This window comes from Selenomonadales bacterium (assembly GCA_018335585.1).
In the GTDB taxonomy this organism is placed as follows: Bacteria; Bacillota; UBA994; order UBA994; family UBA994; genus UBA994.
Genome location: JAGXRZ010000020.1, coordinates 1 through 13,322, shown reverse-complemented (window position 1 = coordinate 13,322; position 13,322 = coordinate 1). Strand labels below are relative to the sequence as shown.

The 13,322-nt window shown below is 55.1% G+C and carries 13 protein-coding genes and 1 tRNA gene; 4 read left to right on the top strand and 10 right to left on the bottom strand.

The genetic code is table 11. The features are described from left to right. Positions 1-63 precede the first annotated feature (63 nt). Positions 64-139, top strand: a tRNA-Trp gene (locus KGZ66_02385). Positions 140-257: 118 nt separating this feature from the next. Next, positions 258-470, top strand: a complete 213-nt coding sequence (locus tag KGZ66_02380; GenBank protein MBS3984435.1) for a hypothetical protein — start codon at positions 258-260, stop codon at positions 468-470. Positions 471-480: 10 nt separating this feature from the next. On the opposite strand, the gene plsY is transcribed toward KGZ66_02380, so the two are convergent. From plsY to KGZ66_02350, 6 genes are all read right to left on the bottom strand, one after another. After that, positions 481-1,092, bottom strand: coding sequence for a glycerol-3-phosphate 1-O-acyltransferase PlsY (gene plsY / locus KGZ66_02375; GenBank protein MBS3984434.1), 612 nt, complete (start codon positions 1,090-1,092; stop codon positions 481-483). Positions 1,093-1,115: 23 nt separating this feature from the next. Continuing rightward, the gene (locus KGZ66_02370; protein ID MBS3984433.1) at positions 1,116-2,345 is read right to left on the bottom strand and encodes a PDZ domain-containing protein; all 1,230 of its coding nucleotides are present in this window, start codon (positions 2,343-2,345) and stop codon (positions 1,116-1,118) included. A 120-nt stretch (positions 2,346-2,465) separates the two neighbouring features. Beyond that, positions 2,466-2,894: a J domain-containing protein gene (locus KGZ66_02365; GenBank protein ID MBS3984432.1), complete on the bottom strand. Its 429-nt coding sequence runs from the start codon at positions 2,892-2,894 to the stop codon at positions 2,466-2,468. 49 nt (positions 2,895-2,943) lie between these two features. Beyond that, positions 2,944-3,933 (bottom strand): M42 family metallopeptidase, encoded by a 990-nt coding sequence (locus tag KGZ66_02360; GenBank protein MBS3984431.1) that lies wholly within the window; start codon positions 3,931-3,933, stop codon positions 2,944-2,946. Further along, a complete protein-coding gene (locus KGZ66_02355) occupies positions 3,930-4,949 on the bottom strand; it encodes a M42 family metallopeptidase (GenBank protein MBS3984430.1) in 1,020 nt (339 codons plus the stop codon). The genes KGZ66_02360 and KGZ66_02355 overlap by 4 nt, the downstream gene beginning before the upstream one ends. Further along, complete coding sequence (locus KGZ66_02350) at positions 4,940-6,043, bottom strand: M42 family metallopeptidase (GenBank protein MBS3984429.1); 1,104 nt, start codon at positions 6,041-6,043, stop codon at positions 4,940-4,942. The genes KGZ66_02355 and KGZ66_02350 overlap by 10 nt, the downstream gene beginning before the upstream one ends. 77 nt (positions 6,044-6,120) lie before the next feature. Between KGZ66_02350 and KGZ66_02345 the strand changes: the two genes are divergently transcribed. Further along, positions 6,121-6,285, top strand: a complete 165-nt coding sequence (locus tag KGZ66_02345) for a hypothetical protein (protein ID MBS3984428.1) — start codon at positions 6,121-6,123, stop codon at positions 6,283-6,285. A 52-nt stretch (positions 6,286-6,337) separates the two neighbouring features. Here the strand turns inward: KGZ66_02345 and surE are convergent, their stop codons facing one another. Continuing rightward, positions 6,338-7,087, bottom strand: coding sequence for a 5'/3'-nucleotidase SurE (surE, locus tag KGZ66_02340; GenBank protein MBS3984427.1), 750 nt, complete (start codon positions 7,085-7,087; stop codon positions 6,338-6,340). 211 nt (positions 7,088-7,298) lie between these two features. On the opposite strand from surE, the gene mgtE reads away from it, so the two are divergent. Beyond that, positions 7,299-8,645 (top strand): magnesium transporter, encoded by a 1,347-nt coding sequence (gene mgtE, locus KGZ66_02335; protein ID MBS3984426.1) that lies wholly within the window; start codon positions 7,299-7,301, stop codon positions 8,643-8,645. Between the two features lie 62 nt (positions 8,646-8,707). Here mgtE and KGZ66_02330 read toward each other — a convergent pair whose 3' ends face one another. From KGZ66_02330 to KGZ66_02320, 3 genes are all read right to left on the bottom strand, one after another. Further along, entirely contained in the window at positions 8,708-10,678 is a 1,971-nt protein-coding gene (locus KGZ66_02330; GenBank protein ID MBS3984425.1) for a hypothetical protein, read from the bottom strand. A gap of 121 nt (positions 10,679-10,799) precedes the next feature. Then, the gene (locus KGZ66_02325; GenBank protein MBS3984424.1) at positions 10,800-12,134 is read right to left on the bottom strand and encodes an MBL fold metallo-hydrolase; all 1,335 of its coding nucleotides are present in this window, start codon (positions 12,132-12,134) and stop codon (positions 10,800-10,802) included. An 11-nt stretch (positions 12,135-12,145) separates the two neighbouring features. Continuing rightward, the gene (locus KGZ66_02320; GenBank protein ID MBS3984423.1) at positions 12,146-13,006 is read right to left on the bottom strand and encodes a DUF4438 domain-containing protein; all 861 of its coding nucleotides are present in this window, start codon (positions 13,004-13,006) and stop codon (positions 12,146-12,148) included. Between the last annotated feature and the right edge of the window lie 316 nt (positions 13,007-13,322).

Genomic DNA, 13,322 nt, shown 5'->3' with positions numbered 1-13,322 from the left:
GTAATAGACAGCCGAGATTTCGCTTGACCGAGACGCCGCACTCGCGTATAATTGTTTTGTCGCAGGGGTATAGCTCAATTGGTAGAGTAGCGGTCTCCAAAACCGTTGGTTGTGGGTTCGAGTCCCTCTGCCCCTGCCATAATACTGCAATCTGGCGCCTTCCATGGGAAGGCGTTTTGCGCACACACGCTGTAGGGAGGTTAGACATGAAAAATATCGTTCTCTTTGGCAGTCAGCATTGACCCGGCTGTGCTCCCGTGAAAGAGTTTCTTTCACATCACAACATACCATTCCAATACGTAGATATTACGGCCGGCATGGCTAATTTGAAAGCGTTTCTTAAGTACCGCGACCATCGCGCTGAGTTTGCCGACGTACGAAAAGAAGGCCGTGTAGGTATTCCCTGTACGGTCGTAAACGAGGGTGAATTGATCATCTTCGGCCAGCCGGAGTTGTCGCAACTGCAGTAAAGAGGGGATGTTAACCCCCTCTGTTTTTTTTGCCCCAAATCTTGCTCTCCGTTCCTGTAACGAGCCGTTTGATGTTCGAGCGATGGCGGTACGTGCCTATGACCAGTATCAAAAGCGCAAACAAAATATACTCTAGGCCGTAGTTCCACAACCACAGGAGAATGGGCAAAGCCGTCATCATCAGGATGGAGCCAAGGGACACGTACTTGGTGATGGCTATGGTCAGGGCAAACACAGCAAAACCCGTCAGCAACACGGCCGGAAACAGCACAGCGCATGCGCCAATCGTGCAAGCTATGCCCTTCCCTCCCCTAAACCCAATGTACACGGACCAGTTGTGTCCGATGACGGTCGCGAGAGCAACCGTCATGACCTGCCATGTCTCAAGAGGGATAACATGCGCGGCTACATAGGTCGGTAAGGCCGCTTTGAGTATATCTATGGCCATTACCGCTAGCCCCGGCCCTGCCCCCATGACGCGCATGGCGTTAGTACCGCCGATATTGCCGCTACCGTGTTTGGTGATGTCAATGTTGCGGAATTTGCCGACGACCAAGGCAGTAGGGAATGCGCCCAGCAGGTAAGCGGCGACTGCGATAATCAGGAATTCGAGACTTGGCATTTATGACCGTCCTTTCCCGCGCATCAGCGTAAGAGATTATCTCGAATGTGCTGTAGCGCGCGCGCTAACTGCACATCCTCCGGGGCGGCCGGGTCGGGCTGTTCTATAACCACGTCTGCGGTAATTCCTTTGCCGTCGATGACTGTACCGGCAGGAGTTTTGTAGCCCTGCACCGTTACCCATACTCGCGAGCCATCCCCCAAAGGATATCCTTGTTGAATCGTACCCTTGCCAAAGCTGGTGACGCCTAGCACAGGCGTATGCAGGTGATCGCGCAGCGCTCCGGTCAAGAGCTCCGAAGCAGAGGCACTGCCTTGGTTAATAAGCACAGTGATGCGGCCCGTGTAGATGCGTTCGCCACGGGTTTTTGTTTGCCGCACGACGCCCTCGCGGTCAATTGTCTGATACACTACATAATCCGGACCGAGAAAGAAACTGGCGATGTCTTCGGCAACATGCGTAAATCCACCCGGATTAAACCGCAAGTCCAGCAACAAGTGCTTTATCCCCTGCTGTTCGAGGGCGGTTAGGGTCGTCCGCATCTGTTCCGTAGCTGTAGTGGTAAACTGCGTAAGAATTACGTGTGCAATCCCCGGTTCCACTACCTCATAAGAAACTACCGGGACCACAATCCGCGCGCGCGTTATCGTGACGTCCATAGTTCGCCCAAGCGCTGGCCGAAAAATCGTCAGCGTAACGTTTGTGCCGGCAGGTCCTTTAATGCGGTCTGTCACCTCATGCAGAGTTAAGCCTCTTAATGTCTGGTCGTCGACTGAGACGATAATGTCGCGCGGCAGGAGCCCCGCGCCTTGCGCAGGTGTGCCGCGAAATACAGACTCTATTTGCACCTGCTCTTCCACCATGCGAACCGTAACGCCGATGCCGGTAAACTCACCTGTGGCACGTTCGGCGGTTCGCCTTGCTTCTTCGGGGTTTTCGTAACGCGTCAGCCCGCCATCTACGCGGCTGAGCAGTCCGCGTACCGCGTTCTCCATCATCTCGTTCGGGTCTAATCTAGGGTTAAGGTGCGTGTCCAAGACCAAGTTCTGCACAGCCAAAAGGCGCGCGACGTTGGGGTCAACAGGTAAGCCGAGGCGTGACAAAATAGTCGCCCCTACCGGCCCCATGATAAATTGGCTGGTGGCTCCCAAAAACAGCCCTACTACGAGAAACACTAGGCACAGTGCTACTACCTTGGGCAGAGCAATACGTGCGCCCGCGACCGCTCTTCTTTCTTCTTCTCTTAACTCCATGGTGCACCCCTCTCACCGACATCTACAGCATAATACGAACCATCTAGAGTTATTCTTTATCCGCCGGCAATCTTCCTCTTGTGGCGCAAAAAATGCCTCCTTGACCTAGGAGGCATTATGCTAGAAGCCACTTAACCGAATCTGTCCTGAGACTACGAACCCCGCGCCACACAGCACGGTTGCCGTAGGGTTGATACTCCACCCAATGGCGGGCAACGCCGCCGCCAACACCAGAGGCACAGCTAGGCGTATTCGCCCGCGCGTCCAGATGATTTTTGGCCGGAGCAGCCTGCGCCACACTAGGTAGCCCGGGGTATACGACCGGGTGCCATAGACAACGCGCAGACTGCCGCTTTCCGTTCCCGTAGCGGCGGGCGGGTTGGTGGCGGAGATAAGTCTAATGTATGCTGCATGAATCTGCTTGAACTGCTCCGCGCTGCCTCCGGCATCCGGATGGTGTTGCCTCACTAACAGCCGATACGCTCGCCTGACCTCAGCCGGCGAAGCCGTGGGCTCCACACCTAAGACGCGCCGTGGGTCATCCCACATGGTAACCACTCTCCCATGCCCTCATGCTATGCAGGAGAGAGTACAAGTGTTACCCCGTGTACTTCGTTTCCATCAAGGCCTTAACTAGCCTTACACCGTTTTCGACGTCTCTGTAATCAACCATTTCGCTGGCGGTATGCACATAGCGGCAAGGAATAGACATCACTCCGGCCGGAATGCCGCCTTGCGTGAGTTGGATAGCGCCGGCGTCGGTTCCGCCTGCCTCCAGTACCTCGAGCTGGAACGGTATATCGTTGTCCTTGGCCACTTGTTCCATATACCGCCTAACCGCAGGCGTACAAAGCACACTAGAATCGCGAATTTTCACCGCCGGACCTTTGCCAAGCGACACGTCCATAGTGATGGATGTCGGCGTGTCGCCTGTGCGAGTTACATCCAAAGCGATACCGACATCGGGAGCAATGCTGTAAGCGGCAACTCTTGCGCCTCTGAGTCCTAGCTCCTCCTGCGTCGTGAAGACAGCGTAAATGTCGTGCGCCGGATTAGCTACTGTCCTGAGCGCTTCAATTAAGATAGCACAGGCGATGCGCGCGTCCATCGCTTTAGACACTAGACGCGGCCCTAAGTCCACAAACTCACGCGATACTGCGCCTAAGTCGCCGATGCGCACTTTGGCCTCCGCCTCTTCTTTGGTGCTTGCCCCGATATCTACAAACATTTTGTTAAGCGTCAGGTCTTTCTGCGCTTCTAGTTTCTCGCAGCCTATGACGCCAATCGTGCCGTTCTCAAACACTATGCGGTTGCCAAGCATCGTCAGCGGGGAAACACCGCCGACGGGATAAAAGCGCAAGAAGCCATGCTTGTCCACATGGGTGACCATTACCCCGATTTCGTCCATATGCGCGGCAAACATCAGCTTCTTTTCACCGCCTTTTTTCAAGGCAATAAGGTTGCCTAAGTTGTCCACGCGGATTTCGTCAACATATGGGGCAACAATGCCCGTGATAAGTTCCCGGATGGCTTTTTCGTTACCCGCCGGTCCGTAGCACTCTACGACCTGCTTAATAAGATCCTTCATAGCAGAAAACCTCCTTCGATACTCCTGAGAAACAGCTTGACTAGCTTTATGGTCGCCTCGAAGTCTTTAAGACTCAGCATAGACACAGGCGAATGAATATACCTACAGGGCACGGAGACAACTACAACAGGGATACCAGCTTTAGTTTGGTTAATGCGTCCCGCGTCGCTGCCACCGGTAATGGAGCGCTTAAACTGCACGGGGATGTCGTTTTCTCGCGCTAGTCGCTCGAGCTCCGCAATCATGCGTCTATCGCAAACTACCGAAGCATCCATAACCGTAATGGCGGGGCCTCCCCCGAGGCTGGTGCAATAGCCATGCTCTTCACTGCCAGGCAAGTCATTGCAGGTTGTACCTTCGAGCACTATCGCCATATCCGGCTCTAGCGCGTAAGCGGCTACCCCCGCGCCGCGGAGCCCTATCTCCTCCTGCACCGTAAAGGCACCGTAGAGCGTAAAGGCGTAATCCTCACTCAGGACTTCAGCTAACACGGCACAGCCCGCGCGGTCGTCAAAAGATTTGCCCTTCACAACCGTATCACTGAGGTGGCCGAACTCCGTCGCAAAGACGGCATAGTCGCCTAGTTTGACCAGCTTCTCAGCCTCTTCTTTGCTCTTGGCTCCGATATCAATATAGAGTCCGCTTAGCGGAATTACCTGATTGCGCTCCTCGGGTTTCTGTAGATGAATGGCCTTAGCGCCGATTACGCCCGCAACGCGCTTGCTGCCGACGACAACGTGCTTGGAAACTAAGACACGGTCGTCCAGGCCGCCTACTTTACGAAACCGCAACAAGCCGGATTTGTCTATAGAACTAATCATCAGGCCGCACTCGTCCATATGTGCGGCTAGCATCACCTTTGGCCCACGCGCACCGGGCTTAAGCGCAATGAGGTTGCCTAGCGCGTCGCGTTGCCAGCTCGGCACAACGTTCGCTAGTTCCTTAACTAGTATGTCGCGCACTTCCCCCTCAGAGCCCGAGGGGCCGAAAGCTTCAGACAGCCTCTTTAATAACATAGTAGCCCCTCCACGAACTCCCGGTCGACGCTAGCCACAAAGAGGGCCAGTAAACGGCCGACGAGCTTTATATCCCCAATTGACAACGTTTCCACTGACGTATGCATATATCTAAGCGGCAGCGACACCAGTGCGGTGGGAATGCCGGAGCGTGTCACCTGCATTACCCACGCGTCCGTGCCCGTAGGACCCGGGACAGGGTCAAGTGTAAAAGGAATGTTGTGCTCCCGCGCGAGCTCAGACAGTCTCTCAAATAGCTTCGGGTGAATGTTAGCGCCTAGGGCCAGATTCGGCCCCTTGCCTAGCGGGGCAGTGTCTTGTTCCGGTACGCCGGGCATCTCGCCATGGCAAACGTCTATGGCTATCCCGATGTCTGGCATAATGTGGTAAGAGCTCACTAGGGCTCCCCTTGCGCCTACCTCCTCCTGTACGGTAGCGACAGCGTAGACATCGGCGGTGTGGCGCATGCGCTTAAGCTCAAGCAGACAATAGTGCATAGCTGCCACAGCCGCGCGGTCATCCATTGCTTTCGCGGCTGCGAAATCGCCGCTGAGCGAGATAAAATTGCGGTTAATCGTGACTAAGTCGCCAACCGCAATCGCCTCCTTGACCTCCGGTTCCGTGAGGCCAAGGTCTATCACCATATCCTGCATCTTAATCGCGGCATTGCCTTCCTCAGGGGTCAGGAGGTGAGGCGGCTTCATGCCGATAATGCCGATTAAATCTCGCCGGCCGTGCACCCGTACTTCTTGTGCCACCAACGTGCGCTGATCTACACCGCCAATGGAGGTGAAACGCAAGAAGCCCTTTTCCTCAATTTTGGTGACCATCAGCCCAATCTCGTCCATGTGTGAAGCCAGCATAACTTTTGGTCGGTTCTCGCCCTCTCCTCGCTTTAGGGCTATGACGTTACCGAGAGTGTCGCCTGTAACCTCGTCTGCCGCTGTACCTAAGACTTCGCGGATGATATTCCCCACCGAGTCTTCATAGCCTGAAACTCCCGTTGCTTCAACCATCCGTTTGAGAAATTCCTTGGTGTCCAGAATGCCCCCTCCTTCTTGTGCGTCACTGCGTCCCCCGTCTCTATTCGACACCTAGGTCAAACTTCCTGCTCACGAAAGTATTATCGCGCGCGTCACTACACACACTAAAGCGAATCGAGGTGACAGACGTGAAGGGCAAGGACTCCCATACCAAGGACGCAGTTGAGAAGTTCAAGTTTGAAGTGGCCGAGGAGCTAGGGGTAATCGAACAGAGCGACTGCACCGACTGCAGGCGCAACGCAGTTAAGCAACAGCGACCACCGCACCACCGACATGTGAAGCGTGGCAAATAACCCCCGCAAAAAGTCAACAGCCCGTGGCGTTATGCCACGGGCTCGTTCCTCATTACTCAAGGCCTATTTTCCAGCTCTCCACTTCGGAGATTAGGCGATAGTTTGTCAGGTCAAAGTGTATGGGTGTTACAGACGCATAACCGTTTTCGACGGCCCACACGTCACTTTCCGGGGTCTCGTCGTTGATGGCGGCTCCGCCTAGCCAATAATACTCGCGTCCCCAAGGGTCGGTGCGCAAATCGAAGATGTTTTCGTACCTTCTCTGGCCAAGAAAAGTAATCTTTACGCCGCGTGCTCGCTCACGCGGCCAATTCACGTTGAGCAAAGTGTCAGGCGGGAGACGCCTATGCTGCCAACGCGCGGCTATTTGCGCAGCAAAGTCGGCCGCGTCTTCGTAGTCAGTCTCGCGGAAATCAGCCAGGGAGACAGCAATGGCAGGTAACCCAAGCAGCGCGGCCTCAATCGCCGCTGAGACCGTACCCGAATACAATACATCGGTACCTAGATTGGGGCCGCGATTAACGCCAGACACCACTAAGTCAGGCTTCTCAATCTTAAGGCCTTCAAGTGCTAGTTTTACGCAGTCGGCGGGCGTCCCATTGACGGCATAGGCGGCCGTAGCGGGGAGACCTGTAATATGCTTGACGCGCAGCGGAGAGTGAACAGTAATGGCGTGGCCGGTGGCGCTGCGTTCACGATCCGGCGCGACGATAGTAACATCACCTAGGCGGGAAAGCGCGGCTGACAGAGCGCGAATACCGGGGGCAAGAATGCCGTCGTCGTTAGTGACAAGTATGTGCACAGATAAATCCTCCTGTCGTATACATATTTTTATCACACGGCTTGTCACTTGTCTAGCCGACTCCGCATGATGGTGCTATACTGGGTTAGCGAAAGGTGGTGGTTCGGTGGACGGAGACGGTAGTTGGCCTGAAGGCCTGCGTAACATTTGGGGTCCACTAACCGCCGCTAGCGGTACTGGACCCTCCGAAACTGACTAAGGAGGGTTTATTTTGACATGGCAACAACACATCACACTCACAGAGATTAAGGCGCTAATTGCCTCGCCTGAACTAGACACTTTGCTTGCCGACCTCCTGCCGGCGGATATAGCGGAGATTATTTTACTTCTAGAACAGGACGACCGCATCGCTGTTTTCGCCCGCCTATCGTCGGATTTGGGTGCGCGGGTGTTTGAGCACCTTGAACCGCGCGACCAGAAACCTCTGCTCAACGCCTTGGGGACATCCAGAGCCAAACAGATACTTGGCGAGATGTATTCGGACGACATCGCCGACTTCGTGGGCGAGCTCCACCCTGAGCAGGCCAAGGCCGTCCTGAGCCTCATGCCGCATAAGGATGCACAGGAGATTCGCGAGCTGCTCGTCTACCCGGAGAGTAGCGCTGGCGGCTTGATGATCAAAGAGTATCTTGCGCTCGAACAGGACCGCACCGTAGACGATGCCATTGCCGCAATCCGCGAAAACGCTTCAAGCAGTGAAAGCGTCTACTATGTCTATGTGACACTGCAGCACACGCTCGTAGGTGTGGTTAGCCTGCGCGAGCTTATCCTCGCCCCTCCTCAGGCGACGCTTAAGGAAATAATGGAAGACAACGTGATTACGGTGTCCCCTGCCACCGACCAGGAGGAAGTTGCGCGGTTACTCAGTAAGTACGACTTCCTGGCCTTACCCGTAGTTGACCAACACTGCAACATTCTCGGCCTCGTCACGATTGACGACGTGCTCGATGTCCTTAGCGAAGAGGCCACTGAAGATATCTCCATGCTAGGTGGTAGCCAACCGTTAGAAGAACCCTACTTGAGCGTCCCCATTCTATCTATGTACACAAAGCGCGTCAAATGGTTAGTAGCTCTAGCACTTCTCCTAGCGGTCACTAGCGCCATTATGCAGCGCTATGAGGTTGTCCTCGAGACTATGATGGGCCTAAACTTTTTCATCCCGATGTTGATTGCGGCCGGAGGCAATGCGGGGACGCAAGCCGCCACGCTAGTCATACGCGGCATGGCCATCGGTGAGATTGACTACCGCCACTGGCTGAAAATCGCCACCACCGAACTTGCCATGGGTCTGATGCTCGGTACTACTATCGGTCTAATCGGTTACGGCCGCGCGCTGATGATGGGCGAATCCGTTACCCTGGCCATGACCGTGTCCTTGTCTTTACTCCTGGTAATTTTGCTGGCTGTACTTACCGGAGCGTTGCTCCCTCTAGTGCTTAGGCGAATCAAGATTGACCCCTCCATCCTCTCTAGTCCATTTATTACGACGATGGTCGACGTGGTCGGACTCCTGATTTACTTTGCGGTCGCCGCATACTTCCTAGGCATAGTTGTCTAGTTGTCGAACGAAAGGGCTGTCCTCGCCTAGCGGGGACAGCCCTTTGTCTGCATCTGATAGGCTTATCTACCGGGAGCAATAAATAAAGTTTCGGGGAAGGTTAGGCCGCGAGAACCGACGACGCCTCCTTGAATGCGGTTGTGGACGCCGACAATCCCATTGCGGGAGTGTAGGAACACGTATGGCAGCACTTCATTCAAACGCACCTCGAGCTGCTGGTAAATCGCTCGGCGCGCAGTTTCGTCTATGGTGGTTCGGCCAAGCATAATCAGGCGGTCGACTTCGGCATCATTAAGCTGCATATTGTTCATGCCAACATTGCGGCCCGTGGCCGGATCTCTTCCTTGACTCGAGTGGAAGATTGTGAACGAATCGGGGTCTTCGGCAAAGCTCCAGCCCATGATGTTCATGTCGAAGTTTACGGTGTTAAGCCTTTCCACGAGAACTGACCATTCTAGAACTTCGGGGATAATCTCAATCCCAATGAGACGCCAGTAGCTCTGTAACATCGCCAGTGTGTCATGGCGCTCGGGGATACCTGTGCGGATAAGAAAGCGGAAGGACAGGCGTTGTCCGGCGGCGTTAGTACGTATGCCGTCGCGACCTACGGTGGTAAAGCCGGCCTGGCGCAAGAGGTCGATTGCCTTTAAGCGATTATGCGGATAGGTGTAGAGATTGGGGTTATGTGCCCAGTGCGAGGGAACCAAGTGCCCGTGCACCACATTGGCGCGGCCGTCAAAGACAGTCCTCACAATGGCCGGGCGGTCAATGCCGTACATGAGGGCCTGGCGCACACGAATATCAGCGAGCATTGGATTGGTGAGATTAAGCCCCACGTAATCGTAACCAAAGATAGCCGGGATTTCAAAGAATCTAGCCCGGTCGCGCATGCGATTGAGAACTGCGGGGATAATGTCGCTAGGTACGGCTGCGCCCCAATCGATGTCGCCTGCTTCCCAAGCGGCATGCAGCACGTTAGAGTCGGGGTAGGCCCTAATCACAACACGCTCAATAAAGGGCCCGTCTAGGTGCCAGTTCGGGTTGCGAGCAAGCTCAATAAACTGACCGCGAACCCAGCGTACAAACCTGTAGGGTCCGGCACCGATAGGATTTTGGCTATAGCTGTGCGCAGCCATGTCACGAATAGCCGTGCCTTCAAACACGTGCTGCGGAATAAGGCCCATGGTCATCCGGCCAAGGAAGGTGGCATCTTCCGTAGAGAGAGTGATGTCGACGATGTGGTCGCTGACCACGGTAACATTAGATACCGAAACAAAGTCCCCCCGGCGGCGCCCGGTATAATCGGGGTGCAAGATGGCATCGATTGTGAACTTCACATCTCTAGCGGTCAGTGGGCGCCCGTCGTGCCAAACCAGACCTGGACGAAGCCAAAAACGCCAGGTGCGCGTCTGCGCGTTCCATTGCCATCTGTCGGCAAGTGCGTTGATTAACTCACCGTTCTCATCGCGACGAATTACGCCGACGTTAGTGCGGGCTAAGGTGAAATTGGAGTCTACGTCGTTAGCAAGGATGGGATTTAGGATGGTGGCATCGGCAATACGGCCATGCGTAATCGTCCCGCCTACCTGTGGCAATACCGGCAAGGTAGCATTAATTGCCACGGTGCGAGTAGCGTCAACCCATTCTACCTGTGCGCCCAAACGCTCGGCAACAAAACGCAGCGGTACCATTGTACGCCCGTTCACTGCCTGTGGAGCGACGTCGAGCCTTACCGCAGGGCCGTTTACCCAGGCGGTAGTGCTGCCTAGCTCCAGAATAATGGCTTGACGACCCCTGTAACCGGCCACAGTGTTAGTTGCTTCGTCCCAGGTGACTCTAGCTCCGAGCGCTTCAAAAATCGCGCGGAAGGGTACGAGCGTGCGCCCGTTGCGAATAATCGGGGCAACATCGGTTGCTAGCTGCCTGCCGTTAAGGGTGATTCTGATGGGATGTGCTTGCGCAGATACCTCACCTAGTTCCGCAAGGGGTAACAGGAGAGCGACCAGCGCCACAAGGATGATGATTTTTCGCAAAGCATTTCCTCCCTAATAAATATAGTGCTATGTACGTGAATCCGGGGTTACAGACTCACATCGACACCAATATTATAGCTTGTCCGCGGCAAAAAAACGTAAAAAATACGTTAACTTTGCGTTAAGCCAGCGGCACAACGTGTAACAACCCTTCGTCTAGGCGATAAGCTGTGCCGCGCTCAGGCAGTATGCGCTGCCCTTTGGCAGCCGTAAGCCTCTCTGGACAGAAGCTGTGCAAAGGCACCAGCACCTTGGGCGCTAAGGTATCCGCCACGTACTGCAGGTGCTCGGGGATGGCGTGTCCGGTAGCGCCGACATAGTGAAATGCGAGCCCGCATCTGTCAATAAGTGCGCGAAGCCTCGCGTAAGCCGGGTCGAATTCGCCGAGCGGCGTACCATTTGAATGCAGGTAGCTGCCGCCAAGACCAGCGTAGTCTAGTAGTGCGAGGCAGTTGCGGTAGCTGTTCTGAATTAGATACTGCGCCGGGTTTTCCCTGACTAGAGACGCAGAGACTTCCGTAGTCTCAAGAAAATCCCCGCGTGCTAGTAGCATACGTGCCAGATACGCAGTTTCGGGCTCCAAGACCACGGTGCGAGCGGTGGCCTTGCCGGCATCAAGAATCATGGCAAGTCGCCGCAAATTGCGGTGGTAAATATTAAAGAATGCCAGCTCTGTGTTGCTTAGGATTATGCGCAGTTTCTCCGGCAGCATGTCTTCTGTCGTCAGTGTATCAGGCAAGGTACCGTCTCCCGCGATTCTTACGCTCTCTCCTTCTGCAGGCGCACGCAATGTCGTCCCCTCGGAAATAAGCACATCCACCCCCAGACCCTCGGCCTGCTTGAGCCAATGCGGCGATATAGGCGGCACTGTGCCGTAGAGGCGATAATCCCCCGTGTAGAGGAGGTTGCCATGGGGTGTGCGAATGTGAAACGAACACGCGCCACTGATGTCGTGGTCCACGCGAAGCGGTGTAACTACGAAAGGGCCGTGCGTTAGGGGTACACCAAACTGACAGGCGCTATATTCCCTCGCGCCGTCCACGCCCTCGCCAATCGCACTGAGCGCTTGGTACAGTTCCAAGGACTCTGCGGTAAGATAAATCGGGATGCTCTCGTCAACTAATCCCATTGCACCCATATGGTCAAGGTGCAAATGGGAGATGAGGACAATTGTCTGCCATGGGCTCTCCGCCGCCGATAAGATGTGCGGGGAATCGTAGAGATCCTTACTGCGGTAGACGCCGGGTAAGGGCGCGACCATATCTAGGCACAGGTAGTCGTGTACGAGTCGTCCGGGGCGCAAACGTACTTGTTTGTCGCTCGCGATGTTTCCCGGGGCGTAGCTTAAGCCAAAATCAAACACCAAGCGGTAAGGGCCGTGCTCCACGGAGATGACTGTCCCCCCGATATTTGTGAGCCCGGCCCAGAACTTTAGACAGGTGGCGGTTTCCTGCACTGCTCTCTCTCCTATACGCCTAAGTAGTCTGCAATGTTAGCTCTCTCTGCAAGGACCGGACGAATTGTCGCTTCTTTACACGTCAGAAGCGTGCTTACTCCGGGTCCGTGCCCAGACAGGACGCAGTTTGAGTGCACGACGACGCCGATAGTAACCGCGCCTGCTAAGTATCCCCTGCCGTAGGTGGTGTCGCAGTCCATTAAGGCAACTATGTCGCCAAAGCGGAGCTTCCCTAAGTTGTACGCCTCATAGGCTGCTTGGTCATGCGTCGAAATGTCGTAGTCTCCACGGTAGGCTGTGACGCTCCCAAGTCCCGAACCCATTAGGTACGCAGGCACCTGCACGGCCACAGGCACTTCCAGCACACCGTCATCCGCTACTTTAAGGCCCATCTTTCCTAGCAAATCGGGGTCAAGATTCATGACTTTAATCATAGGAAAATCTAATAGACGCAGGCCCTGCCCGCAGGCCTTGACGAGAATCTTGTCGCCAATCGCCAACTGCTCCAGCGTGCCTTGGTCAAAATAGATTAGCACGTGCTCCGAGCCGCCGTGCATGCCAGTTACTATGCCGCGCGCACCTTTGGCGTCGCCGCTTACCACTTTAGCAGTATTTCCCACACAGGCAAGCGTGTTAAAGCCGCTGTTTTCGGTTTCGACACTGCGCTGCGTGGTTACGCCCGGCTCCACGTGGTCGCCTGCTAGGTCCATGCAGTTGTCACCGATTTTGTGGCTGTAGGTAATGCCACCCGTACCGGGCAGAACAACGGGATTCCCTTCCGTAGTGATGCGGTAGGGCGCTGTGCTCTTAGGGTGAGTTATCTCCCCCTGTACACTGATGCAGACCAACTTGTCGCGATTAGTTCGTAGCATTCTTACTCCTCCTTGTACTTAGTAACCAGAGCGAAGAGAGCGTGCTGTCGTGCTCCGTGCTCCGTGCTCCGTGCTCCGTAAGGGAACGGTGTCCTAGTTCCCCTTACACCTTTAACCTTTCCACCCTACAGCTTACAGCTTACGGCGGAAGGGAGAAGCCCTCCCACAGCAGTTCACGATTCACGATTGCTCAGTGCCCACAGCTCATCGCTCACAGCTCATCGCTCACAGCTCATCGCTCACAGCTCATCGCTCACAGCTCATCGCTCACAGCTCATCGCTCACAGCTCATCGCTCACAGCTCATCGCTCACAGC